Annotated in this window: 25 protein-coding genes; 19 read left to right on the top strand and 6 right to left on the bottom strand. The window is 44.0% G+C overall.

What is annotated here, in order from left to right:
- The first annotated feature begins 42 nt into the window (after positions 1-42).
- From rnpA to rsmG, 7 genes are all read left to right on the top strand, one after another.
- Entirely contained in the window at positions 43-402 is a 360-nt protein-coding gene (gene rnpA, locus VEHSUH05_RS04730) for a ribonuclease P protein component (RefSeq protein ID WP_054674543.1), read from the top strand.
- Positions 403-451: 49 nt separating this feature from the next.
- On the top strand, positions 452-673 hold the full coding sequence (gene yidD / locus VEHSUH05_RS04725) for a membrane protein insertion efficiency factor YidD (protein WP_105090876.1): 222 nt from the start codon (positions 452-454) through the stop codon (positions 671-673).
- Positions 674-842: 169 nt separating this feature from the next.
- Positions 843-1,508 carry a YidC/Oxa1 family membrane protein insertase gene (locus VEHSUH05_RS04720; RefSeq protein WP_105090875.1) on the top strand — a complete coding sequence of 222 codons (666 nt, stop codon included), beginning with the start codon at positions 843-845 and terminating at the stop codon, positions 1,506-1,508.
- A gap of 9 nt (positions 1,509-1,517) precedes the next feature.
- Positions 1,518-2,303: an RNA-binding cell elongation regulator Jag/EloR gene (gene jag, locus VEHSUH05_RS04715; RefSeq protein WP_095066671.1), complete on the top strand. Its 786-nt coding sequence runs from the start codon at positions 1,518-1,520 to the stop codon at positions 2,301-2,303.
- A gap of 305 nt (positions 2,304-2,608) precedes the next feature.
- Positions 2,609-3,994, top strand: a complete 1,386-nt coding sequence (gene mnmE, locus VEHSUH05_RS04710) for a tRNA uridine-5-carboxymethylaminomethyl(34) synthesis GTPase MnmE (RefSeq protein ID WP_105090874.1) — start codon at positions 2,609-2,611, stop codon at positions 3,992-3,994.
- A gap of 218 nt (positions 3,995-4,212) precedes the next feature.
- Positions 4,213-6,084, top strand: coding sequence for a tRNA uridine-5-carboxymethylaminomethyl(34) synthesis enzyme MnmG (gene mnmG / locus VEHSUH05_RS04705; RefSeq protein ID WP_105090873.1), 1,872 nt, complete (start codon positions 4,213-4,215; stop codon positions 6,082-6,084).
- Between the two features lie 51 nt (positions 6,085-6,135).
- Entirely contained in the window at positions 6,136-6,885 is a 750-nt protein-coding gene (gene rsmG / locus VEHSUH05_RS04700) for a 16S rRNA (guanine(527)-N(7))-methyltransferase RsmG (RefSeq protein ID WP_054674456.1), read from the top strand.
- A gap of 135 nt (positions 6,886-7,020) precedes the next feature.
- Here rsmG and VEHSUH05_RS04695 read toward each other — a convergent pair whose 3' ends face one another.
- The 3 genes from VEHSUH05_RS04695 to VEHSUH05_RS04685 form a co-directional block, all read right to left on the bottom strand.
- Positions 7,021-7,878 (bottom strand): methylenetetrahydrofolate reductase, encoded by an 858-nt coding sequence (locus tag VEHSUH05_RS04695; RefSeq protein WP_105090872.1) that lies wholly within the window; start codon positions 7,876-7,878, stop codon positions 7,021-7,023.
- A gap of 188 nt (positions 7,879-8,066) precedes the next feature.
- Positions 8,067-10,499, bottom strand: coding sequence for a homocysteine S-methyltransferase family protein (locus VEHSUH05_RS04690; protein ID WP_105090871.1), 2,433 nt, complete (start codon positions 10,497-10,499; stop codon positions 8,067-8,069).
- Positions 10,500-10,682: 183 nt separating this feature from the next.
- Positions 10,683-11,483 carry a vitamin B12 dependent-methionine synthase activation domain-containing protein gene (locus VEHSUH05_RS04685; RefSeq protein WP_105090870.1) on the bottom strand — a complete coding sequence of 267 codons (801 nt, stop codon included), beginning with the start codon at positions 11,481-11,483 and terminating at the stop codon, positions 10,683-10,685.
- A 797-nt stretch (positions 11,484-12,280) separates the two neighbouring features.
- Between VEHSUH05_RS04685 and VEHSUH05_RS04680 the strand changes: the two genes are divergently transcribed.
- The 10 genes from VEHSUH05_RS04680 (at position 12,281) to VEHSUH05_RS04635 (ending at position 21,133) form a co-directional block, all read left to right on the top strand.
- Complete coding sequence (locus VEHSUH05_RS04680) at positions 12,281-13,051, top strand: ParA family protein (RefSeq protein ID WP_038117574.1); 771 nt, start codon at positions 12,281-12,283, stop codon at positions 13,049-13,051.
- Positions 13,035-13,967 (top strand): ParB/RepB/Spo0J family partition protein, encoded by a 933-nt coding sequence (locus tag VEHSUH05_RS04675; RefSeq protein WP_105090869.1) that lies wholly within the window; start codon positions 13,035-13,037, stop codon positions 13,965-13,967. Before VEHSUH05_RS04680 ends, VEHSUH05_RS04675 begins: the two co-directional genes overlap by 17 nt.
- Before the next feature lie 444 nt (positions 13,968-14,411).
- Complete coding sequence (hydF, locus tag VEHSUH05_RS04670; protein WP_105090868.1) at positions 14,412-15,632, top strand: [FeFe] hydrogenase H-cluster maturation GTPase HydF; 1,221 nt, start codon at positions 14,412-14,414, stop codon at positions 15,630-15,632.
- Positions 15,633-15,725: 93 nt separating this feature from the next.
- A complete protein-coding gene (locus tag VEHSUH05_RS04665) occupies positions 15,726-16,247 on the top strand; it encodes a DUF4446 family protein (protein ID WP_038117570.1) in 522 nt (173 codons plus the stop codon).
- A gap of 9 nt (positions 16,248-16,256) precedes the next feature.
- Positions 16,257-17,213: a M23 family metallopeptidase gene (locus VEHSUH05_RS04660; RefSeq protein ID WP_038117568.1), complete on the top strand. Its 957-nt coding sequence runs from the start codon at positions 16,257-16,259 to the stop codon at positions 17,211-17,213.
- 240 nt (positions 17,214-17,453) lie between these two features.
- Positions 17,454-18,032 (top strand): cob(I)yrinic acid a,c-diamide adenosyltransferase, encoded by a 579-nt coding sequence (locus tag VEHSUH05_RS04655; RefSeq protein ID WP_105090867.1) that lies wholly within the window; start codon positions 17,454-17,456, stop codon positions 18,030-18,032.
- 42 nt (positions 18,033-18,074) lie between these two features.
- Complete coding sequence (locus VEHSUH05_RS04650; RefSeq protein ID WP_105090931.1) at positions 18,075-19,229, top strand: hypothetical protein; 1,155 nt, start codon at positions 18,075-18,077, stop codon at positions 19,227-19,229.
- A 41-nt stretch (positions 19,230-19,270) separates the two neighbouring features.
- Entirely contained in the window at positions 19,271-19,651 is a 381-nt protein-coding gene (locus VEHSUH05_RS04645; protein WP_105090866.1) for a GerW family sporulation protein, read from the top strand.
- A 147-nt stretch (positions 19,652-19,798) separates the two neighbouring features.
- Complete coding sequence (locus tag VEHSUH05_RS04640) at positions 19,799-20,257, top strand: OmpH family outer membrane protein (RefSeq protein WP_038117561.1); 459 nt, start codon at positions 19,799-19,801, stop codon at positions 20,255-20,257.
- Positions 20,258-20,611: 354 nt separating this feature from the next.
- Positions 20,612-21,133 (top strand): nitroreductase family protein, encoded by a 522-nt coding sequence (locus VEHSUH05_RS04635; protein WP_105090865.1) that lies wholly within the window; start codon positions 20,612-20,614, stop codon positions 21,131-21,133.
- 211 nt (positions 21,134-21,344) lie between these two features.
- Here the strand turns inward: VEHSUH05_RS04635 and VEHSUH05_RS04630 are convergent, their stop codons facing one another.
- The 3 genes from VEHSUH05_RS04630 to VEHSUH05_RS04620 all read right to left on the bottom strand — a co-directional run bounded on the left by VEHSUH05_RS04630 (position 21,345) and on the right by VEHSUH05_RS04620 (position 23,572).
- Positions 21,345-21,632, bottom strand: coding sequence for a cupin domain-containing protein (locus VEHSUH05_RS04630; protein WP_054674463.1), 288 nt, complete (start codon positions 21,630-21,632; stop codon positions 21,345-21,347).
- A gap of 316 nt (positions 21,633-21,948) precedes the next feature.
- On the bottom strand, positions 21,949-22,614 hold the full coding sequence (locus VEHSUH05_RS04625) for a hypothetical protein (RefSeq protein WP_054674465.1): 666 nt from the start codon (positions 22,612-22,614) through the stop codon (positions 21,949-21,951).
- A gap of 1 nt (position 22,615) precedes the next feature.
- Positions 22,616-23,572, bottom strand: coding sequence for a DUF1858 domain-containing protein (locus VEHSUH05_RS04620; RefSeq protein ID WP_105090864.1), 957 nt, complete (start codon positions 23,570-23,572; stop codon positions 22,616-22,618).
- 459 nt (positions 23,573-24,031) lie between these two features.
- Here VEHSUH05_RS04620 and sfsA point away from each other — a divergent pair, with 459 nt between their 5' ends.
- Both sfsA and VEHSUH05_RS04610 read left to right on the top strand, forming a co-directional pair.
- On the top strand, positions 24,032-25,354 hold the full coding sequence (sfsA, locus tag VEHSUH05_RS04615; protein WP_105090863.1) for a DNA/RNA nuclease SfsA: 1,323 nt from the start codon (positions 24,032-24,034) through the stop codon (positions 25,352-25,354).
- A 169-nt stretch (positions 25,355-25,523) separates the two neighbouring features.
- Positions 25,524-26,162 carry a virulence RhuM family protein gene (locus VEHSUH05_RS04610; RefSeq protein ID WP_054674470.1) on the top strand — a complete coding sequence of 213 codons (639 nt, stop codon included), beginning with the start codon at positions 25,524-25,526 and terminating at the stop codon, positions 26,160-26,162.
- Positions 26,163-26,175 lie beyond the last annotated feature (13 nt).

The following is a 26,175-nucleotide window of genomic DNA, read 5'->3' as shown; positions in this document are numbered from 1 at the left end:
CTGCCAAGTTTTTCTATTCTTAGGACTTAAAGGACAATGCATATGGATTATTGCCTTCATAAAACAAGACGTATTACGAAAAATAATGAATATCGCCTTGTTTATAAATACGGCAAATATGAAGTAGGACGCATGTGTGTACTCTATCGTATGCCCGTCGCAAAGCAACCGACACGTATCGGTTTTGTAACAGGTAAAAAGGTTGGCTGTGCTGTGGAGCGCAATCGGGCCAGACGCCTCATGAAAGAGGTATATCGCCTCAATCAACACAACATACGTGAAGGATACCATATCGTAATTGTCGGACGTGGACCTCTGAAAGACGCTACCTATGAAAAAGCGGAAAAGGAAATTTTGTACCTCTTGCGCAAGAGCAAGTTATTAGTGCAAGGTGAAAAATAGGACCACAAGTGAAGGCGCTTAGGTCCTTTTTGTGTATATGGAGGTTTCTATGAAACGCTGTATAACGATATTTTTACGTCTTTTGATCAGGTTTTATCAGATAGCCCTGTCCCCTTTAAAACCGGGATGCTGCCGATATTATCCGACATGTTCCGCATATACTTTACAGGCGATTGAAAAATACGGTCCTTTGAAGGGTAGCTGGTTAGGATTGAAACGCATATTGCGATGTCACCCTTTTCACAAGGGCGGCTATGACCCGGTTCCGTAATCGATTCAGGATGATACGGACGATGCGTTTTGTGAAAGCAACTTTCACCATGACCTATTCGGCACAGTTTTGGAAATACCTGAGCATCTGTATGGATGAAATTTAGACCATACCATAACGATATATAGATGCGCAAAGGCCGATTTGACTGTAAGAAAAAGGAGAAATAATGGAATTTTTAAGTAGTGCATTCCAACCTGTCATTGATTTAATGAGCACATTGGTAACCTATGCGTTCCAGTTGACTCAAATGGCAGGCTACCCAAGCTACGGTGTGGCGATTATCCTTTTAACGATTTTTATTAAAGCGATTTTGGCACCACTCACTGTTAAACAAATCAAATCTATGAAGGCGATGCAGGATTTGCAGCCTCGTATGAAAGCATTGCAGGATAAATATAAGAACGATCCTGCAAAGCTGCAAGCCGAAATGGGCGCGATGTACAAGGAAATGGGCGTAAATCCCTTGGCCGGCTGCTTGCCTCTATTGGTACAGATGCCGTTCTTGATCGCCATTTACTGGGCGTTGAAGGATTATCCGTATGATCCGAACTTTGTACAGTTCTTATGGCTTCCTAGCCTTGGCGAAACTGACCCTTACTACATCTTACCGGTGTTGAGTGCGGTGTCCACATGGATTATGTCTCGTCAAACGGGCGCAGGCGCTACCGGTGCTGCTGCGCAACAACAGAAGATTATGCAAATCTTCATGCCTTTGTTCATTGGTTACATTTCCCTCAGCTTCCCATCCGGTCTCGTTATCTACTGGGTTGTGTCGAATGTATTCCAATTGATTCAACAGCATTTCATTTACAAAAATTTGAACGCTAAGTAGGAGGCTATTATGGAATTTATCGATGTATCTGCCAAAACAGTTGAAGATGCCATTGCCAAGGGCGTAGCTCAATTAACCACTGACGGTCAGGAACTGGTGGAAACCAAGGTCTTGGAACAACCGACAAACGGTTTTTTGGGTATCGGTCGTAAACCGGCTGTCGTTCGATTATTTTTTACCGCTATGTCCAAATCCGCCGATTCTGATGAAAGCATCGTCGCTAATGAGGAATCTGTGGCTGTTGCTACTGAACCTGTGGCTACCGATGAGGTCGATGTAGCGGATGTTGTGGAAAACTCCGGCGAAGCGAAAGCGGCTAAAAAAGAGCTATCCAAAGAGGAACAACAAGTTATCGCCGAAAAGGGTAAACAATTCCTTGACGATATGTTCACGCAGATGGGTCTTACCGTGTTCATCGAAAAAATGATGACTCCGGATAAGATCACATTCCAAGTACACGGTGAAGAACTGGGTATCTTGATCGGTAAACACGGTCAAACATTGGATGCCATTCAATACTTGACGAATCTTGTGGCACATAAAGATGTGTCGGGCCATTGTCACATCGTGGTGGATGTGGAAAATTACCGCTCCCGTCGTGAAGAAACATTGGTAAATCTTGCGAAACGATTGGCTTCGAAGGTAAAACGAAACCGTCAAAAGGTGTCTCTGGAACCGATGAATGCTTTTGAGCGTAAGATTATTCACACCGCGTTACAAGGCGATCAGCACATCATAACGAACAGTGAAGGGGACGAACCGTTCCGTCACGTCGTGATTGCGTACAAAAAATAAATTGCGTATAAAAATAAGTTACGTACAAAAATAAAATAAGATACATAGTGATGACAGCCTTCAGAAAACGACTTGCTTTGGAGTCTTTCGGAAGGCTGTTATCGCCTGTAGTATTTAGGTTATGGTGAAAGCTAACCTAAGGTAATCTTCGCTACGAAGGTTGGTTTAGTTTAACTTTCACGTGCGAAGAAGTGATTATGGGGCATTCTGTTATGAGGAATGTCTAGATATTTATACAACATGATGATGAGCTCGTACGGTTATGAAACGCGGGGCCATAACATCATCAACATATGGAGATCATTATGTACATAGATGATACAATTGCGGCTATCGCCACGCCGCCCGGTATCGGTGGGGTCGGTATCATTCGGGTCAGCGGCAAGGATAGCTTTTCTATCGTGAACAGCCTGTTTAAAAGCGCCGGCACTGTGCCATTGATGGAGCGTCAGAATCGGACAATTCAATATGGAACGATTGTAGATCCGGCGACGGATAAGACCATCGACGAGGTACTGGTCTTATTGATGAAAGGACCTCATTCATACACGGCGGAAGACGTGGTGGAAATTCAATGTCATGGCGGTATCGTGCCGGTTCAACAGATTTTAAAACTGTTGGTAAATCATGATGTGCGCATGGCGGAGGCCGGCGAATTTACGAAGCGCGCCTTTATGAACGGCCGCATCGACTTGACGCAGGCGGAGGCGATCATCGACATTATCGAGGCGAAAACGGAGGACTCCCTCTCCCTCGCCGTATCGCAGCTGGATGGAACCGTATCGACCTTTGTGAAAAATATTCGAGAGCAGCTCATCGCCATGATTGCTCATTTAGAGGTGACCATCGATTATCCCGAGGAGGATATTGAAGACGTTACATCCCGGGAGGTGCGTGAACAGTTGGCGCCGATTTTACAATCCATGGATGATTTATTGGCGACGGCGAATACAGGACGTCTCATTCGCGACGGCATTACTACGGTTATCGTGGGCAGGCCGAATGCGGGAAAATCGAGCCTCATGAACGCACTTTTGCGGGAAAACCGCTCTATCGTGACGGATATTCCGGGTACGACGCGGGACAGTATTGAAGAATTTATGACTGTGGAAGGTATTTCTCTGCGCCTCATCGATACGGCGGGTATCCGTGACACACAGGATACCGTAGAGGCCCTCGGTGTGGAGCGCGCTCGTGACTATATCAATAAAGCGGATATCATTCTTTGTGTTATCGACGGATCAACACCGTTGACGGCGGAAGAAATCGAAATTCTGACCTCTGTCAGCGGTTTGAATACCATTGTGCTGCTTAATAAGTCGGATCTCGGACATATCGTTACGGATGAAGATATTCAGCGATACGGAACTTTCACGGCCATAGAGCGCATCAGCGCCAAAGACGGCGAAGGTTCACAAGTTATTGCCAAATGGGTGCAGGAGCTCGTGTACGGCGGTCGCGTGAAACAGGATAATAGCGCGATGATCAGTAATGTTCGGCACATCAGCCTCATGGAACAGGCAAAGGGACAAATCGAGCAGGCCCTCTCCTCTATCGATGCGGGGATGCCCGTTGATTTCGTGGCGACGGACCTGCGCGACGCCTGGGAATTACTGGGCGATATCACGGGCGATACGATCCGTGAATCCATGATCGACGAACTGTTCAGCCGATTCTGCCTGGGGAAATAAAAGTAGGGCTTGAGGGAGCAGAGGAGCGTAAGCGACGATGAAACCCGAGCTTCACTTTGGTCGGAGCGTGGATTTTTCGAAAGCCCAGCGAGCGACCTGGACACAAGGAATTTGAATGATTAACCTGATTTTTAAAATGCCCTGTGATTAGCCCGCATTTTGGAAAACTGAATAAATAAGTATTAATCAAAAATATATAAATATAGTAAGGAACATATATGTATACAGTAGATAATTATGATGTCATCGTCATCGGCGGCGGTCATGCCGGCTGTGAGGCGGCTCTCGCCTGTGCCCGCATGGGTCATCGCACGTTGATGGCGACCATCAGTTTGGATAATATTGCGCTCATGCCGTGCAATCCCGCCGTGGGCGGACCCGGTAAAAGTCATCTTGTTTATGAGGTTGACGCGTTGGGCGGTCAAATGGGCATCAATGCGGATGCGACGGCTATTCAAATGCGCATGCTCAATATGGGAAAAGGCCCTGCGGTTCATTCCCTCCGCTGCCAATCTGATAAGATTAAATATCAGCACTTGATGAAAGAAACCGTGGAAAATACGGAAAATCTTAATGTGAAACAGATCATGGTGACCGAACTCGCCGTTGAAGACGGCAAGGTAACGGGCATTGTGACGGAATTGGGCGAGTTTTACGGCGCCAAGGCCGTCATTCTCTGTACGGGTACGTATCTGAAGGGCAAAATCCTAATCGGCGATACGTCCTATACGGGCGGTCCAAACGGACAGCGGACGGCGGAGTCGTTTTCGCAATCTTTACTCGATAACGGCATTGAACTGATGCGGTTTAAAACGGGTACGCCGGCACGTGTGGATAAAAGAACTCTTAATTTGGATAATATGGCCGTTCAGGAAGGCGATGTGCACCATCATTCGTTTTCTTTCATGAATGAATGGACGGACCGCAATGAACGTGTGTGCTGGTTGACCTATACGAATAAGGAAACACACGACATTATTAAAAGCAATATTCATCGTGCTCCGATGTACAGCGGTAAAATTGAAGGCGTAGGCCCCCGGTACTGCCCTTCCATCGAGGATAAGGTGGTGCGCTTTGCGGATAAGGAACGTCATCAGCTGTTCGTAGAACCGGAAGGCAGCAACACGAATGAAATGTATGTGCAAGGCATGAGCACGTCCCTTCCTATGGACGTGCAGTATGCATTTTTGCGGACCATTCCGGGCCTTGAAAATGTAGAAATCATGCGCCCGGCGTATGCCATCGAATACGACTGTCTGAATCCGTTACAGTTGACGCCGGCTTTGCAGGTAAAACATATCGAAGGCCTTTACTCCGCCGGTCAGGCGAACGGTACGTCCGGCTATGAAGAAGCGGCGGCGCAAGGACTCATGGCGGGCATTAATGCGGCATTGTGGATTGATGGCAAAGATCCTTTCATCCTGGCTCGATCCGAAGCGTACATCGGCGTTCTCATCGATGATCTCGTGACGAAGGGAACGAATGAACCGTATCGTATGATGACGAGTCGCAGCGAATATCGTTTACTGTTGCGTCAGGACAATGCGGATTTGCGCCTCACTGAAAAAGGTCGCGCCATCGGTCTTGTGAAGGATGACCGTTGGGCTAAATTCCTCGCTAAAAAGGCCGCTATCGAAGAAGGCATGGAATTGCTGCAGACAACGCCGGTCAATCCGTCGAAGGAAACACAGGAACTGCTTGCGTCTATGGGGACAGCACCGATTAAGACGGGTATTCGAGCCTATGATTTGGTGAAGCGTAATGAATTATCCTACGGTGTCGTTGCTGATGCGTTCGGCCTCAAGCGTTTCGATCCGGATGTGGAGGAGGAAATCGATATTTCCATCACCTATGAAGGATATATCAAAAAGCAGATGGATCAGGTGGATAAAGTTCGCAAACTGGAAGAAAAAATTCTTCCAAAGGAATGGGATTACACGCAAATTAAAGGTATTTCTCTTGAAGCTCAACAAAAGCTTAACAAAATCCGCCCTCACTCCATCGGCCAGGCGAGCCGCATTTCCGGTGTTTCTCCGGCAGATGTGTCGGTGCTGTTGATTCAATTGGAACAATACAACCGAAGCAGGTAATCGGCAGTATATGGACATATTAATTTTATACGTTAAAGGCTTACAGAAATTATGAAAGAAAAATACATGATTCCTATCGTTGCAGAGACCGATTTTGTAGCATATATGCTGGAACAGATGGAGGTTTTCGGTCTACCTTGTACGGCGGATCAGGCGAAGGATTTTTATACGTATTATACGATGCTCATTGAAACCAATAAATATCTGAATTTAACGGCAATTACGGATATGCAGGAGGTCGTCGTGAAACACGTGATCGACTCCCTCTCCTGTTACGATAAAAAAATCATTTCGTCCGGCTCCTCTATTATCGATGTCGGCTCCGGTGCCGGTTTTCCCGGCATTCCGCTGGCTATTTATGACAGGCCCTTGCGCATCACCCTCTTCGACTCTTTGAAAAAACGGCTTACCTTTCTCGAGTCCGTCATCGATGCACTTCATCTCGATAATTGCACGACGTTGCACGGCCGTGCTGAGGACCTGAGTCATCAGAATTACCGTGAAAGCTTTGATTTTGCCATGTCTCGTGCGGTGGCAAGATTGCCGGTACTTCTCGAGTGGACCGTTCCCTATGTGAAAGTAGGCGGTTCTGTCATCGCCCTTAAAGGCGCTGCATATGAGGAGGAAATCGGTGAATCCGAAAAAGCACTTTCTATATTGGGCGCCGAGCTTTCAGAGGTCCGGCCTATCACATTGCCGACCATCTCCGATAAACGAGCTGTGTTATATATAAAAAAAATCGGCCCTACGCCGAAAAAATACCCTCGTAAGCCTAAGAATATTAAAGAAAGACCGTTATAAATAACTACATAAAAGGCACAATCCCCGGTATTGAGTCCCCTCCCCTATCGTTAGATTGATTAATCTGACAAGGGAAGAGCTTCATACGTGGTGATTGTGCTTTTTTATTTAAAACAGAAAATTCAAAAATTTAGCCTATACGTGGTCTATTATGTGTAGCGTAGTGTCTATGTCATTGAGAGGCATAATATGCACGCCAGAGGCGATTTTTTTGATTTCTTCCAATGTTTCGATGGCAATCTCGGTTCCGGCTTCCTTACCGCCCTTTTCTACGCGGTTCAGGATCTCCTGTGTCAAGCTGATGCCGGGTACCTTTTCATGAAGATATGTGGCCATTTTGAAGCTTTTAAGAGGAATCAAGCCGAGCATGATGGGAATGTTGAATCCGGACATGGCATCGATATAGCGTTTTGCCTGCTCCAAATCGTAAATCGGTTGTGTTTGTACGAAGTTTGCACCATGTTCAATTTTAGCGGCCAATTTCTGACGTTCGATTTCAAGATCTTCAGCGCCGGGATTGCCGGTGGTACCGATATAGAAACTCGTCGGTTCATCCAAATCGTTACCGGCCATATCTTTACCGGAATTCAAGGTTTTGGAAATATTGAGTAAACCCATGGAATCCACTTCAAAAACGGCCTTGGCGAACGGATGGTCCCCGTTGTCCGGTTTGTCGCCGGTTAGGGTTAAAATATTGTGCACGCCAAGGGCTGCGGCACCTAATAATTCAGATTGCAAGCCGATAATATTGCGGTCGCGACATGTTAAGTGAAAAATCGTTTCGATTCCTTCGTGATGTTGCAACAGATACGATAAGGAAATAGGACTCATGCGCATTTTGGACATCGGACTATCCGCGATGTTGATGGCGTCAACCTTGCCTTTTAATCGCGCCGCCTGGTCGAATACCTTTTGAGCGGAACTGCTCTTCGGCGGATCAAGCTCGACGGTGATGGTGAACTGACCGTTCTTATGTTTTTCCCGTAATGTCATTATGTACCTCTTTTATTAAGTATATTATGGTTATGGTGAAAGCATACGAAAGCTTTCACCATAATCGGTGTAATTCAGTAATTCAGTGTTATGGTTTATTGTAATGAAATAGATTACATTGTTTATATAAATTGTTTTAGTTATATAAATAATTCTAATTATTATATAAAAATTAATAATATAATGAATTATTTCAATGTTTCAAAAAAGTCGTTAGCCTGGTTAACGGCTGCGATACCGTCCTTTGCATAGATATCTGCGCCCGCTTGGTCCGCATAGTCTTGAGAAACGACGGCGCCCCCCACCATGACCTTGGTTTTAAGGCCGGCTGCGCGGATGGCGGCGATGGTGTTGTCGATTTGCGGCATCGTGGTGGTCATCAGGGAACAGATGCCGACGAGGGCCGCCTTATTATCCTTGATGGCTTGCACGATTTCCTCCGGATCTACGTCTTTTCCGAGGTCGACAATCTTGTAGCCGTTATTTTCGAGCAGTGCCGCAACGATATTCTTGCCCAAGTCGTGGATATCCCCTTTTACGGTTGCTACCACGACGGTACCTTTATCGAGACTTTCACTGGCCGGAATGATTTCTTTGATCGTGTTGAAAGCGGCCTGCATCGTTTCCGCAGCGAGCATAACTTGTGGCAGGAACAGTTTGCCTGAACCGAATTTATCGCCTACGACGTTCATCGCTTCGGATAAGCCTTTCTTTGTGATGTCCAACGGATCGATGCCGTCAGCTAGGGCTTTCTTTACGAGGTCTATGATGGCCTCCTTCTCCCCCTGCTCTACACAGGCACGGATATTGGCCAACGGATCATTGCTGTCAAAGCTTTTCTTTTCAGGTCCTTTTGGTGCTGTATTGCCCGGCGCACTCGCTTCGTCTTCGTAGCCGTATTCCTTGATAAACTCCGCGGAGCCCGGATCCCATCCGAGCAGAGTGCAGCTGGATACGAAGGCTTTTTTTGCAGGATAATTTAACGGATTCATAATCGGTGTTGTCAAACCGGATGCGAGGGCCATCGTTAAGAATTGACTGTTTAAATATGGTCGTTGCGGCATACCGAAGGAAATGTTGGATAAACCCATCACCGTCGGAAAGCCGAATTTTTCTTTGTATAGCTGTAATGTACGTAAGGTCTGGCGTGCGCTGTCCTCGCCGCTGGCAAGTGTCAGTACCAAAGGGTCCAGCAATAGGTCGTGTTTCTGTAAACCGTACTCATAGGCACGATTAACGATGCTTTCAGCTAAAGCAACACGATCCTCCGCCCTTTCAGGAAGGTCACCGCTGGAGAGCGGCAAGCATAGTAGTGCTGCGCCATATCGTTTTGCCAACGGCATAACGTGAGTGATGGACTCCTCCTCCCCATTTACGGAGTTGATAAGAGCGCGTCCCGGATAATTTTTAAGGGCGACTTCCATCGCAGCAGGATCTAATGTATCAATGGATAAGGGTGTCTCAACCAGCATGGACAGTTCGAAAATCGCCTTTTCCATCAACGGTGTCTGATCCATACCGGCTACGCCCATATTGACGTCGAGAATATCAGCACCGGCCTCTACCTGATCAAGAGCATCGCGTTTTACGCGTATGAAGGATCCGTCGCGAAGCTCCTGTGCGAGAACCTTACGACCTGTTGGATTGATACGCTCGCCGATGATGAGCGGTTTTACATGATGTCCCAGTTCCAATAATTTAGTGCGGCTTGTGATGATTGTTTTAGGCTCTATATGAGCCCGTTCTTTTGGTGTATGTGTCGCTACGTTCTCAGCAATGCATTTAATATGCGCCGGTGTAGTGCCGCAGCAGCCGCCCACATAGGTGGCACCTGCATCTACAATAGGTAACATTAACGGTCCCATTTCCTTCGCCGTGAGAGGAAATACGGTTTTTTTATTGATAAGTTGCGGCATACCTGCGTTTGGTTGACAGATAGTCGGTAAATTAGTGACGCTTGCAATCTTTTCTATGAGCGGTTTAATCTGTTCCGGGCCTAGAGAACAGTTGATACCGACGATATCTGCACCCATTGCTTCCACAATGGTAGTCGCCACCTCCGGCGGTGTCCCCGTAATGGTACGTCCGTCTTCGCTGAAAGAAAACTGACAGATGATTTGAACATCTTCCTTTGTCTTCCCCATTGCTTCCCGAGCATCCAAGGATGCCAATAAGGCGGCACGCATTTCCTGGATATCGATGATTGTTTCTATGATGATAAAATTGGCTCCGCCTTCAATTAAGGCCTCGGCCTGTTCTCTATACGTATCATAAATAGAGTCAAAGCTCATATTACCTAAAGGTTGTAGAAAACGTCCTGTAGGCCCCATTGAACCGGCTACGCGAGCACTCGGCTTGCATTCCGCTATGGCCTCTCTTGCCACCTTTACAGCGGCTATATTTATTTCTTTTACACGATCTTGTAATTCGTAGTCTTCCAGTTTTAGACCACAGGCGCCGAATGTATTTGTTGTAATAATATCACTGCCATGTTGTAGGTATTGCATGTGAATGTTCTTTACCACATCTGGCTTTTCTATGTTGAATAATTCGGGACAATACCCCTCTTCCAAGCCTGCGGCTTGTAGCATTGTGCCCATGGCACCGTCAAATATATACATATGTTACTTCCTTTGTATTATCCTAAATTTAATATTTATATCATCCTATATTGATAAGCATTCTATCTATATTGATAAGCGTTCTATCAGCATTTTATAGTGATTTATATAAAGTATGTTTATTATAGAGTATCTTTATATAAATTATAAAGTAAATGTTTCACGTGAAACATCTATGATGATTTATTTGATTTCCGATTGTCCTTTCATGGTAATACCTGATGCATCAGCCGTATTTATACTCTTTTCACAAGGTGTATTATTAGTGTTATTTACCGTATTAACTCCGGTTTCTTTGGCAGTTGTAGTTACTTTCTCTGGTAGCTTGCGGGAGGCACAGTCTTTTTGTGAACATGAGGTACAACCGCGTTTTGTGTTAATATCTTCATTAGCCGGCATAAGTCCTATGATAGCTGTTACAGATTTTCTTGGGAATAACAGAAAGTTTTCTGTTACCTGTAATCCGATTTGCTCCGTTTTGATTATATTTGTCAGTTCCGTTTGTATTTCTAAGGGCCAGTTACCATAACCCGGGCTGAAACGCCATGTAGGCTTATATCCTTGCTTTTTAGCAATCGTATTGATCACTTCATTGACCTGATCGGCTACCTGCTCAACCGCCGTTGTTGCGGCTGCATCAAGTAACAGCCCTACCGTGTAATTACCTTGCTTAAAGAGTTGTTCGCTGCGAATTTCCACATCTTCTCCTACGGTAACGCCTAATACATAGACTTTTGTAGACTTTTCCAAATGTTTTTCGATGGTAGAACCGACGATTTTTAATGGCGGATTACTTAAAATTGTACATGTTTCTGCATCATAATCGTATTCCTGGTATACACCTTTAGGTGTAGCAAGTAATTGAATCTCTTTACATGCTTCGTTTACATAATTTTCCGGAAAGTCTTCCGCATGACGTAGTCCTGCGTATCGTTTTACTTCTGCTTTATCAATAGCAGGAAGCATTCCGTTATATATGGGCATAGAAACGCCTCCTTTTTTATTAAATATAAACCTACAAATTAATTGATGTAGGTTTAAGTATCTGTAATCTATTAATTAGTATATAAAGAAAAGCAAATGCCTGTCAAAGCATATGGCGCCTATATTCTCATATAATTTAGTGCTTTGTTGACATAGCCTGAAACTATAGCGGTTAAGATGTTGATTATAAATGTTTCACGTGAAACATTCATGCCTAATATTTATCTCTGTAGTGAGTTATGGTTTATATTTTATTCTAAATAAGTTGTTGTACAGATTGCAGAGGTTATTATATAGTTTCTTATAGCATCTTATATATTCTATGAATCTTGACTTTATTGTATGGATTACAGATGTTACTTCTATTATATGGATTACTATATGGGCTATTATATGGATTACCATATAGATTACAGAAATTACTCTGTAGATTATGGATATAATAAGGTATAGATTCACCAACCATTTGAGAATATAATAAGTAATGCTTGCTATATATTTGAGTTAAAGATTTATATATTCATAATACATATCTTGGAATCGTTTTGTTATGGGGTACAAATCCATAACTCTAATGATATGAACTATGTTTGTAATATAGGTATGGTATAAGTATAAATTGTTTCCGTAATATAAATTGTGTCAGTAATATAGATATAAATTGTGTTCGTAAATAAATATAAATCTCGGATTTAATCTTGAATATAAAATTAATTATAAGGATATTATCATTATTTTCGTAAATATATGTTATAATGAAAAAGAAATATATTAAACGATAATGCGAGGTGAATCAGGTGGGTAAGGTTATAGCAATTACTAATCAAAAAGGCGGGGTTGGAAAGACTACGACATCGGTGAATTTGAGCGCTTGTTTAGCTGATGAAGGTAAAAAAGTGCTGCTTGTAGACTTGGATCCACAGGGAAATGCGAGTTCCGGTTTAGGTATAGAAAAGAATGATTTGGAGCTATGTGTTCACGATGTATTGATTGATGGTGAAAGTATTACGTCAATTATTCAGCCGACTATGATTAAACAGCTTTATATTGCGCCTGCTACGATTCAATTAGCTGGAGCGGAAGTGGAACTTGTTTCCGTTGTTTCACGTGAAACAATGTTGAAAAAGGCTTTGACACCTGTTCGTGATGAATATGATTTTATTATTATCGATTGCCCGCCGTCTTTGGGGTTATTGACGTTAAATGCATTTACAGCGGCAGACAGTGTATTGATTCCAATTCAAAGCGAATTCTACGCACTGGAAGGGGTCAGTCAGCTGGTAAAAACCATTACCATTGTACAACAGACTTCGAATAAGGATTTAGTTATCGAAGGCGTATTGTTGACAATGTTTGATGGCCGTACTAATCTTTCCATTCAAGTAGCGGATGAAGTGAAAAAGTTTTTTGGGTCTAAGGTGTATAAAACGATTATTCCTCGTAATGTACGTTTAAGCGAAGCGCCTAGTTATGGGGAACCGATTATTATTTATGATCCGAAGTCAAAAGGGGCGGTAGTGTATAGTAAGTTGGCGAAAGAGGTTATTAAAGATGCCAAGAGAGACTAAGAGTAAAAAAGGTAAAGGGTTAGGCCTTGGTAAAGGCATAGACAGCTTAATAGGAATGGAATCCGTAGAGGCTGCGCTAGGGGAGAAGGAGATTCATGAGTTACCGATTTCTGAAGTAGTCCCTAATGTGGATCAACCTCGTAAAAATTTTGATGAAGATAGTTTAGCTACCTTGGCGGAGTCTATTAAGAATCTTGGCATTTTTCAACCGATTGTAGTTCGTAAACAAAAAAATAAATATCAAATTGTCGCCGGCGAACGTCGTTATCGGGCTGCTATCATGGCGGGTCTAAAAATAGTTCCTGTGGTGGTAAAGAAATATAATACCGAGGAAATGACAGAGGTTGCGCTTGTAGAAAACTTGCAGCGTGAAGGGTTGGATCCTATTGAGGAAGCCTTGGCATACCAAGGCTTAATGAATGTATATAAACAGACGCAGGAGATGATTTCTGCACGCTTAGGTCGTAGTCGTTCCTACATTGCAAATATGGTTCGCTTATTAAAACTTTGTGATTCTGTACAAAAAGACTTGATAGAAGGGGACTTGACCGTCGGTCAGGCTCGTCCGTTGTTGGCTCTTCGTAGTGCGGCGCAACAGATGGAAGCGGCTGAGCGTATTAAAGAAGAAGATCTCAGTGCTCGTGAAGCGGAGCAATTAGTAAAAGCGATGCAGAATAAGCCTGTTCGCAAAAAAGCCGGTAAACCGCAAGATACAGCTGAAGTACGTGCGTTGGTAGAACGCTTGAAACTCAGTCTCGGGTCTCCTGTAAATATTAAATTCAGAGCCGGTAAAAAGGTACAGGGCAAGATTGAGATTGCTTTTACATCGGAAGCTGAATTGGAACGACTCATCGCATATATAGATGGTCATGAACAAGATGATAATGATTCGGTTACGATGGAGTTCAGAGTATAGTTATAAATCAAAAAGCAATAAATAGTTATAGAGCGAAAAGCAATAATCTATATATAATTGGGTATAATTGCAATTCATGGTATAGTGTGCTAACATCTTTTAATCCATGGTATATGATGTAGTTAATCGCTATGGCGTAGAGTTGCAGTTTACTATAAACATTCTCTTTAATCGCAATGAAAGCGTAGTCTGCTGGCTGCGCTTTCATTGTGTTTGTACGGTGAATATCCTGATTATTCAGTTTGGGGTAGGGAAGTCCGAAGGGATATACATTGAACTGCATGAATTAAATGAATAGATTGAATATTTATGAATCATTAGGGTGAATATTATTAAAGGATAGATATAAATATTTTATGTATTAAATATTTTATGGTATAGTTTTCCCTCCTCTGATGGGGGAGGAAGGTACATATAATCGTAATTGATAATTAAGGATGAATTATGGAACAAACACCTAAGGCAAATCGCATACATATCGGCTTCTTCGGTCGTTGTAATGCGGGCAAGTCTACACTGATTAATATGTTGACCGACCAGCCGGTATCTCTCGTATCCGATGTGGCAGGGACGACGACGGATCCGGTAAGCAAGGCCATGGAAATTTTGCCGTTAGGCCCTGTGGTGATTACCGATACGGCCGGTGTAGATGATACATCTCAGTTGGGGCCTTTACGTATCGAAAAAACGGAAGAAATTATTAAGAAAATCAATCTTGCTGTCTATGTACTGCGTACCGATGAAACTCCGACGTCCGATGATATGCACTGGCTGGGGCTATTAAAGCAGCAACATGTACCGGTAGCGGTTTTTATCAATGAGATTGACGGTGTTTCCGGTGAAAGCTATGCTAAAAAGCCTGTTTCTTTGGAGGAATGGGCGACCGTAATCGCCTCGGCTGACTTTACAGAGAATGCTAGACGTTCGGAGTTGCTCGATTTACTGGGAGGCCTTACACCTCTTGATGTAGAAGGAGAGCAAACATTGTTAGAGGGCCTTGTGGAAATCGGAGATACGATTGTTCTCGTGTGTCCTATCGATAGTGCGGCGCCCAAGGGGCGTCTTATCCTACCACAAGTACAGGTTATACGCGAAATCTTAGATCATAAAGGTCTTGCCTTGGTATGTCAGACGGAAGAATTACCGGCTATGCTCAGTTCTCTGAAGAAGCCGCCGAAGCTTGTGATTTGTGACTCCCAGGCTTTTGAGCGGGTGGATGAGTTAACGCCACAAACTATACCGTTGACTTCTTTTTCTATCTTGATGGCACGGTTTAAGGGAAAATTACAGGATTTGGTGGCCGGTGTAGAGGCTATACATAATTTAAAACCCGGTTCCAAGGTGCTTATCAGTGAAGGTTGCACGCATCGACGTCAGTGTGATGACATAGGAACTGTTAAAATCCCGATGTGGCTGGAAAAGAAAGGCTATAAGGGTTTAGATCTGGAATTTACCAGCGGCGGAGCCTTTCCGAAGGATGTATCGAGATATGACCTCATCATTCACTGCGGTGCCTGTATGTTGACTCGTCGTGAAGTGTTACGTCGTATTGACTGCGCCGTCGTACAGGGCACACCTATCGTAAATTACGGTGTACTCATCGCGTCGTTGCATGGTATACTGGAACGGGCTATAAGCCCATTTATGAATGAAATTAAGATGTAAAATTATTACATTGTGTACAGTCATTTTACTTTCACAAATGAAATGATATAATAAACTGTTGATGGTTTGATGATTGGATAGGAAGGAATATACATGTTCGAATCGATTCAACCGTGGATTGGCGCGGTAATGATTATCCTCGTGATAGCATTGCTTGCATATTGTGTGACCTTGCACATCCGTTTGAACAGCCTGAAAAAGAAATACGATTTCTTTATGAAAGGCGAGAACGGTGTCAGTTTGGAACGTAAATTATCTGTTGAGGTCAGCGAAATTCGCGATGCCGCGAAGGGGCTTGAATCCATGCTCAGCGAGCAGGCCAACATCCGTAATATTCAGAGCAATACGATACAGAAAATCGGCTTTATCAAATATAATGCCTTTGAAAATATCGGCAATGATTTGTCCTTTGCCCTTACGTTGCTTGACGGCAATAATAACGGCATCTGTATTTCCAGTATTTACGGCCGCAGCGAGTCTCGTATCTTTAGTAAACCGATTGTGAAAGGTAAAAGTCTCGTCAATCTTTCACAGGAGGAATTAGAAAGTTTGAACGAAGCGTTGGGTGAACGTACGAACGCGGAAGCGTTAACGAGTGCCATCGTTTCAAAATAGGGAAGGTTTATGTTGAAATTACCAGTATTCATTTCGAACAGAATTGAAAGAAATGGAGAAAACTGCACATTGACATTGACTGTAAAGCAGGCAAAACTTGTGGCGGCTATCGGCTCCGCAGTTATCCTGTTGGCATTAGCACTCGGTATCTGGGGCATCGTGCGCCAGGCTGAGGTGGTGCAATTACGTCAACAAACTCAATTGCAATCGGAACAACTAAAACTATTACAGCAGAAAACAGAGGTTTTGGATAAGAAGATTCAGAACTTAAATCAAATCAGTGAAGAGAACAAGCAGATGCTGAAAGGCGCTGAATCGGGCACTCCCGCACAAGGGGGAGGGGACGGCAGCGACCCAAAACCGGAAGCCGCTGATACGGAGCAACCGACTACGTTAACGGCGGCACAACTATCGGCACAATTATCTAAAATGGATAAAGAAGCGCAAAAACTGTTGGTCAGCTTCTATACGATGCGTAATATTCTTCGTGACGGTGGCGCTCAGGACTTGATGGCGTTGCAACAAATCAACTACTCTGCCGGATCCGGCGGTGCTGCTAACAGTACAACTCCGAGCATTTGGCCTAGTAAGGGTGTTATTACGTCGCCATTCGGTAGTCGTGTCGATCCTGTGACGGGCGCTATCGGTGCATTCCACGAAGGCATCGACATCGCTGATGATTACGGCAGTCAAATCGTGGCTACCGCAGGTGGTGTCGTTACCATTGCGGGCTATACGAGCGGCGGGTACGGTAACCTCGTTGAAATCGACCACGGCAACGGATTTGTGACCCGCTACGGACATAACAGTGCTGTGCTTGTCACCCCTGGTATGACTGTAAAACAGGGACAGACCATCGCGTTGATGGGCAGCACCGGTAAAAGTACAGGTGCTCACGTCCATTATGAAGTACGCTTAAACGGCGCACCGGTGGATCCGATGGTATTCCTGCCTATCAGTAACTGAGAATTTAATATTAACTGAGAATTTAATATTTAATTAAATGAATTTGAAAGGACCTGCGTCATTATGATGCAGGTCCTTTTGTATTATAATGCCGCGTATCTTCACACAATCATATGCACGGGTAAACCGCTGCCTTAAAATGAATTACTCCTTGACGTTTCGAGGCTTTTAAGGGGCTATTCCGGTTTACTAACCCACGTATATATTGTAAAATAAGAGTAAATGAACGGAGGTATATCTATGAAGGCCTATGTACAAGTTTATACCGGTGAAGGTAAGGGTAAAACGACCGCTGCTATCGGTTTGGCTATCCGTGCCATCGGCGCTGGCAAGAAAGTCCTCTTTTTACAGTTTATGAAATCTAAAGTATATAGTGAACATAATATATTGCCATCTTTAGAGAATCTGACGTTGGAGACGGTGGGCAAGCCGTTCTTTATTATCAAGGAAGGTATGAAGAGCAAGGATGAGCTCGCTAAATGGGGCGATGAGGTAGTCGTTTTTGAGTCCGGCAATCCTCCGAAGGATTATGTGGCTCTTATCGAAAAGGGCTATGAACGGGCACTGGAAGCTATTTCCGGCGGCGATTATGACCTGGTTATCCTCGATGAATATAATATGGCTCTGTTTTTCGAACTTATTACATGGGAAAAGACGAAGGCCCTGTTGGATGCCCGTAATCCTGAAACGGAACTTGTATTTACCGGTCGCGGGGCGCCTCAGGAACTTATTGATGAGGCCGATCTTGTTACGGAAATGAAGGAAATTAAGCATTATTACTTGCAAGGTGTGATGGCCCGAAAGGGGATTGAAAATTAGCAGACTTTCACCATCATATGAGCACCTAAGGAGGTGATGTGGTTGAGTACAGTGGCTATTGTAGTCCTCAGTATTGTGGCTATCATTATAGCGCTTATCTTGATTATCCTACTGACACCAATCACATATAGCATCGATATCAACGGCCGCACACCGTACCGCGGGGAACTGCGTATCAGATGGCTGTGGCGCGTATTTTCCTTGCATTTAGCATATCTGCAGGATAAACCGTTTTTCAAGGAACTGTATTTCCTGGGCGTATTGAAAATCGGGCCTGTGAAAGATTACGAAGAATGGCTTGAAAATCGTGTGGACGAGGAATATCATAAGGCCATGGATGATGTCGATATGAGTCCGGAAGCGGCCTTTGTGAAGGCTATGAACGGAAAAGGGCAGGGCTCATCGGCAAGCTCGTCCGGAACGAGTTTTGATGATTTAGACAGCGGCCAAGGTTCATCAAAAGGATTTGATGATACAGACGATATAGAAACTGAATTCGATGATGAGGTAAAAGAACCGGTTCAGACTCGTATTGAGAAGGCGGAGCCTGTCAAGAAATCCGTTGAAGGGTCTGGTGCTCAGGCGCGTGCAGACCGATATGATACGATTCAACAGGATCCGACGACGTTACATATAAAAGCCGATGATGAAGTGGTGAGTCGCGTTACTTTCAACAGTGACGGATCCGTGAAGGAAAAGGTATTCACCAAGGTGAAAGATTTGAAAACGACGGTGAAGGCACGCTTTAAAAAGCCTGATCCTGATGATCCGGTGGCATCGTTTAAATCAAAAATTCCTACATTCTGGTTCATGAAACATGTGACTAATACGGAATTATGGCGTCAGCTGTTTCTCGTATCGAAGCGGTGTTATAATCATTCGAAACCTCGGGATATAGAGGTTGAGGGCCGTTTCGGACTGGGAAATCCGTATCGAATGGGGATAATAGCGTCCATGCTGTACAGTATTTGGCCTGAACAGGCCGAACATATCGAGCTGGATTATGTAAATCTCACCTGTGCCGGCAGCGTACATATTAAAGGGCGCATTATGCTAGGGGTTCTGGCGTGGCATGGAACGCGATTTATGCTTTCAAAACATGTATGTGATCTGCTTGGTGAAAGCATACGCGTATTCTGGACGAAGCGCAAGGAATCAAAAGAATTAGAAAAGCTGAAGACGCAGCAGGCGTCGTAGCTTTCACGATAGTAACCTGATGAAATAGCGGAGGTACTGTGATGGAGAACAGTAATGTAAAAGAGAATTTGGAAGTCCTATTTGAGAAATTCAAAAATATGATCAAGGTGGAAACCGTTGTCGGTGAAGCGGTGCAGATCGGCGATACTACATTGGTGCCGTTTGTGGACGTAACTTTCGGTTTCGGGACCGGTACAAATCATAATGTTGCCAATAAAAGTCAGGAATCCGACGGCGGTGGCGGCGGTGCGCGCATGGAACCGAGCGCCATTCTCGTTATCAAGGGGGATCGCATCGAGTTGTTTAACATCAAAGGGAATCCGTACAGCAGCAGCTTTGACCGCCTTATCGGCTTGGTGCCTGATCTCGTGTCCAAGCTCAAATCCGACAAGTATATTTACTTGAATGATGAAGCGCAATAGAGCTTGATTTATAAGGGTTCATGATGAGTTCATGGGCCCTTATTATTCTATATGATAGAGTCTTGTGAAAGTTTCCGAGATTTGATATAGTTAAACAGTGCACTAGTCGATAGTGTGATGAGACTTTACTGTTGAGGAGGATTTTAGATGAACGTAACTAAGAAATTAACAACTCTGGCTATTGTTGGCGCTCTTTCCGCTACTGCAGCTGTAGCAAGTGCGGCTAATATCGGCTTGGTGAATATGAGTCAAGTAGTTAACAGCTATCCCGGTTATGGCGCTTTGGATATGAAAATGCAACAGGTAGATGCTCAATACCGTCCACAAATTGAGAAGAAAGTTGCTGAAATTGAAAAAATTCAGGATAAAGCACAAGCTGAAGCTGAATTCAATAAATCCGTAGCTCCATTGCTTCAAAAGGAAAACGAAGAAATCAATAAAATTGCTGAACCTATGATGCAGTCCATTCACAACGCAGTAGAAACAATCCGCGTTGAAAAACATATGGATGTAGTATTGGATGATCCATACACAATCCGTGCGGCTGATAAAGACAGCAAAATTGAAAATATTACCGATGAAGTAATTAAACGCCTTAAAAAATAATCCGTTTATAGGATAAAAAAGACCCCAAAAAGCCTCCGAAGCCACCGCGTTGCGCGCTAAGTCGGTTTTTGGGGTCTTTTTTATCTAGCTGAGTTATTATTTTAAGGCGTTGGGTATAGAGGAAAAGGCCACCCACCAGCGTGCGGTTAAGTAGGGCTTGAGCAGATAGAGGACCGTAGGGACGTATAGATGCCAAGCATCACTTAGTTCCGAACGTAAGATTCTTCGTAGAAGAATCCACAGTGAGGATAAAGTTCGTTTTCCGAAGGGGGATTGTCTTTTATATAGATTATTCTTTTAAGGTGTTGGGTATAGAGTTTTTAGGTGTTTTATACAGAAAAGGAGTGAGGCTCAATGGAAGGTTTTAAATCGTTAGCAGCAAATCGGTATTCTGTTCGGAAGTTTGATTCTAAAAAGGTGGAGCAGGAGAAGGTTGATTCGCTTTTAGAGGTTGCCAGATTGGCGCCTACGGCTCATAATAATCAGCCGCAGAGGCTTCTTGTGCTCGATTCGGCGGATAGTCTAAATCGGTTGAAGGATTGTACGCCGTGTCACTTTAACGCACCGTTAGCGATTATTGTCTGCTATGATAACAAGGCCAGTTGGAAACGCTCTTTTGATAATGAGGATATGGGGGTTGTAGATGCAAGTATTGTGGCGACTCATATTATACTCGAGGTGGCGGATTTAGGTTTGGGCAGCACCTGGGTGGCTTATTTTGATCCGGATAAGGTCCGTGAGTTGTTTTCCTTGCCGGACAATATCATTCCTGTGGCTGTTATTCCGATTGGTTACCCTCATGCAGACAGTGTTCCTGCTCCGGGGCATACGACGCGTTTCGATATCAATGATTTAACGACGTATAATTCGTTTTAAGCGGTTTATATCATTGCCGAACGGGTTAGTTATATACTGAATCGGCCGAACGATCATGTACTGAACGGTTAATCATTATAAATCGCGAATGGTTACAAATAACCCCCTACGTTAGATGTTACTTAGTCTAACCGTAGGGGGACATTTATTGATTGGACAGTATCAACCGTCCATTATTTATATAAAAGCTATTTTATAGCCATTAATTTTGTTATTCCGGTTTATGGATGAGGTTTACCACGAATTCGCTGTCTTCCACGAGTGTTGCCTGGATGTAGTTGTCACCGTTGAATTCGAGTACTTGGCCCGGTATGAGGATGTGTTCTTCTGTTTCGTTGAGGAATACCTGTACTTTGCCTCTTACGACCGTGAAGATGACGTTGGCTTCCGGATGGTTGTGTTTTTCGACTTTTTCACCGGCTTTGCCGCCTTTTTTCACGATGACGTAGTTCGGACCTTGAAATAATAAACCTAATTCTTGATTTACTGTGCCTGCCATAATAGACCTCCTAATTCCAGCTTTTGTATTTTGAAAGCTTACGCTAACTTTTAATTTACATTGTGTAATTACCTTATGGTTACATTATAAATGAAATTACTTATCAATGATGTGTCTGTAGCTACAGTTATGTAGAAATATATAGAAAATTCAAAATAATAAAAATTTTACAAGGTTATTATATGAAAAGACGAGCGTAAGTTTACGCTCGTCTTTTAGTACATATATTTTATGCTAATCAGTACAGATATTTTATTCTAATTAGCACATATATTTTATTCTAATTAGTACATATATTTTATTCTAATTAGCTTTATTATTTTTTACGAATGGAATATAAACGGGTACCGTTTTCCTCTGTTGTGACGAGTTCGAATGCAGGATCGATTGCTTTCACAAAGGCCTCGAACCATGTCTGGTACGCCAGTTCCATGAATTTAGGGTCGATGCCCGCTGTGCGCCAGTAGCCTGCTTGTAATTTGTGGGCGCCGACCCATGTGAATTCATTTTCGCTGTCAGCAACGATTCGGTCGCCACCGTCGCAAGGCATGCCGTTTACATAGTAATTCTGCAGCGCGTTGTAAATCGCAGGCGCCGTGTTTTCCGCAAGGCTGTCCTGTGCGACGATACCGCATGCCTGGCCCTGCACCGCAAAGGCATCCAGAATAGCCGTCACCACGTGAACCGCTTCGTCGCCGGAGTTCGTATCGAGCAGGTCTTTGATGAAAGCCGCTTCGCGAACGGAGGCGATGTTCATCTGATTGGACAACCAGCCGTGGATATTGCCGTGGTCGATGATATTTTCGAGAGGAATACTCGGATTGATAGGTTCGCCGTAGGTGTCGATGGAAATGGCGTGCAGTTCGTCAGCCAAATCGTCGACAACCTTGGATGTTTTTTCCAGAATCAGGTTTTCCCGTTCCACGAGTAATTGAATTTTACGGTATAACCAGTAGTGAATGTGACCTAAGAATGCGGACATGTTAAGCTCCTTTGCGTGCAGTTTCTAATTTTTCTACTAAATCGTATACGTTTACACCGTGAATTTCTGCGGCCTGCCACAATGGTTCAGCCGTAGAAGACGGACAGCCGAGGCAGCCCATGCCGACGCTTTGTAATACCGGTACAACGACCGGATAGGTATCGACGATGTCGCGAATGATTGTGTCCGGCGTAATCGGAGCGCCTGCTTCGAGGCGAGGCTGTTCCACGATAGGATCGTTGCCCTGGCCCGGTAAGAATACAGCCGGCTCATCGGATTTGCTTTCAGCGGGAGCTCCTTCTAGATCGCCCAATACGGCCGCTTTAAAAGCCTCTAAACCGATGCGGTCGATGAATTCACCCATCCGTTCAATTTGTGCATTTTCTTTGTAGTATGCGATGATTCTGTCAACTAATGCAAGAGCTTCTTTTTCTGTTTTCACCTCCGCGATGAGGTCGCCGATGCGAGGGTGGGCACCGCCGCTGCCGCCGGCGTATACATTCCAGCCTTCAACGGTACCGATGACGCCGACGTCTTTCATGCGACTTTCAGTACAGGAATTCGGACAACCGGAAACGCCGATTTTCATCTTGCTGGGCATTTCCTCGGATAGATATTTGCGTTCAATCTGCATGCCGAGATGGACGCTGTCCTGTTTGGCACGTTTACAGAACGTTGTGCCCGGACAGATTTTGACGCTGCGCACGCGATTGGACACGGTGTAAGCCGGTTCCATGCCGAGCATTTCCCAAGCCTGGTCAACGTCTTCCGCTTTCAAATTCGTAATCATAATGCGTTGGCTGCCTGTCAATTTGAGGACGGCCCCGAATTTGTTCGCTACGTCGATATATTTTTGTAATTGATCCGGTTGAATGAACCCCGCCGGAATACGCGGTGTAATTGCATAACGGCGTTGACCGTTTTTGATGCGTTGTAAATTTGCTGCGATTTGTGCCATGATAAATCCTTTCTCGAGCCCCTCTCTGCGGAGGATTGTGGCTAAACTACTTAGTTAATCTATGTAATTCTTTATATGTTATCTATATACGCCGTAGGGTTTTGTGAAAGCTTCGCACTTACATACGAACAGCGTAATGAGATCAACTGGGCGATGCCTCATCAAAACCCGGCGCAGAGATCAGCATGGGTATTTGGAATACTGACCTTATGGTCCTTAGTATAATACATTTCGATGATAATGAATGTAACCTTAGCTACATAATTTGGAGCTTTCAATACTAATTATTAATACTAGCTATGCACTATCTAAATGATATACAGTGCGGACAGATGCCGCATCGGATTATGGGCATATTAGATTCCCGCCGTCATATTCTGTATAATAAAGGTAGTTTTCTTATAGTATATCATTAAAATGTGGATTCAGTTGATTTATATACATAGCACATGAGGTTATATGAAAGTATTATATGACACTATATTAAAGGGACGTTTTGTGGATCGGCCCAATCGTTTCGTCGTTCACATTGAACTGGACGGCGAGGTTGTGACTGCTCATTTGCCGAATCCGGGGCGCATGTGGGAATTGCTGTTTCCCGGTATCATCATGTATGCGGTGCCTCACAGCAAGCCTGATGCGAAGACACAGTTTCGCGTGGTCGGCATCGAACGGGACGGGCAGGTCATCATGCTCGATACCAATTACAGTAATGATGTGGCGCAGCATCTCATTGAGAACAGGCTCATCCCAGGCTGGGAACAGTGCCGTGTCGTACGCCGCGAATATACCGTGAAAGTTCACGGCACGTCATCGCGCTTTGATTTGCTTTTAACGAATGATTATGATGAGGAGTTTCTGCTGGAGGTCAAGTCCTGTACATTGTTTTCCAGGACGGGTGCCATGTTTCCGGATGCTATTACCGAGCGCGGCCGCAAACATTTGCTGCATTTAAAGGAATTACAGGATGAAGGGTATCACACGGGCGTATTGTTTCTCGTTCAATGGGACTGGGCGCAGTGGTTCCTGCCGGATTACCATACGGATCTCGCGTTTGCTCAGACCTTTAAAGAAGTGGCGCCGCACCTTGACTGGAAAGCCGTTGCCGTAGCGTGGGATGACACCTTTGCCATGCCGACGGTCGCCCGTGAATGTACGTATCCCGGTGAGGTTCTTGAAAGCGAAGCTCATGATAGCGGTGTGTACGTCATGGTGATGCATCTGGATCGCGATTTGGAACTTGAAATCGGTTCAAAAGGAATGATGCATTTTAAGGAGGGGTACTATATGTACGTCGGCTCCGCGAAGGCAAATTTGGCGAAACGTATTGAACGTCATAAACGAAAACGGAAGAAAATGCACTGGCATCTAGATTACTTCCGCGGGCACTGTGAAATGATTGCAGGATTGCCGATACGAACCAGTGGGAAGCCGCAGGCTATGACGCTCGGTGCTCAGACACAGCGTGAATGTGAGTTCGCTAACGACGACTCGCCTGTTCGGGAAAGCACCGCTATGGGCACAATCGATGTGAGCGTAATCGATAGGGGAATAATTAAGGGTACAACTATGGGTGAACCCGAAATTGACGTAGAGTGTGCTCTGGCTGATGCGGTGCGAGCTATTGCGGAATGGAACGTACCGAATTTCGGCTGCAGCGACTGTGAGTGCAGCAGCCATCTATTCGGAATGAGCGAAAATCCGATACATAATAAAGCGTTCATGGAGGTGATTGAGGAGTTTCGGATGAATCATCTGGATGCGATGATTAAAAATAGGTAAAGGAAATTTTTTATCCATTTGATTCAGGGGTAAATTTTATTAGATTTATAATGTTTTATAATGTGAAATTCCTTTTGCTTTCCTTGTTATTTGATTGAATTCTTGTAGTTTTTAGCTTATACTGAAATAAAACATATGTTCTGGTGTTGCAATAGGGATGAGGGATTATATGACATCGTTAAAAAATGCGATTACAGGGAATGTTATTGTATACCAAGGTGCAGACGAATCGATTTCAACGAATATGCTATATAAAGATGAAACATTCTGGATGACACAAAAGGATATGGGGCGACTGTTTGATGTTAATGTGCCTGCTATTAGTAAGCATTTAAAGAATATATTTGAAAGTGGAGAGTTAGATGCGTCAGCAGTTATTTCCAAAATGGAAACAACTGCTGAAGATGGTAAAATTTATCAAACTAATTTTTATAATTTAGATGCGATTATTGCAGTAGGGTACCGGGTTAATAGTAAAAAGGCAACTCAGTTCCGTATATGGGCGACAGGAGTATTGCGGGAATATATTGTTAAGGGCTTTGCTCTTGACGATGATATGTTAAAAAATGGACGATCATTTGGGCAAGATTATTTCAAGGAACTTTTACGTCGGGTTCGGTCCATTCGTGCCAGTGAGCGTCGTGTTGTTGATAAATTTTTGAATTTTAATGAATACAGAATTTTGACTCATAAAGGTCATATTTCCATGACAATGGCCCAAAAGAAAGCAATCGGCGAATATACAGTTTTCAACAAGACTCAACATGTTATTTCCGATTTTGATAAATTTGTAAAAGAGCATAGCTAATGGAGTTATTTTT

It is taken from the genome of Veillonella denticariosi JCM 15641, from assembly GCF_002959855.1.
In the GTDB taxonomy this organism is placed as follows: domain Bacteria; phylum Bacillota; class Negativicutes; order Veillonellales; family Veillonellaceae; genus Veillonella; species Veillonella denticariosi.
Note: the sequence above shows the minus strand (reverse complement) of the source record. Positions and strands in the feature narration are given on the sequence as shown.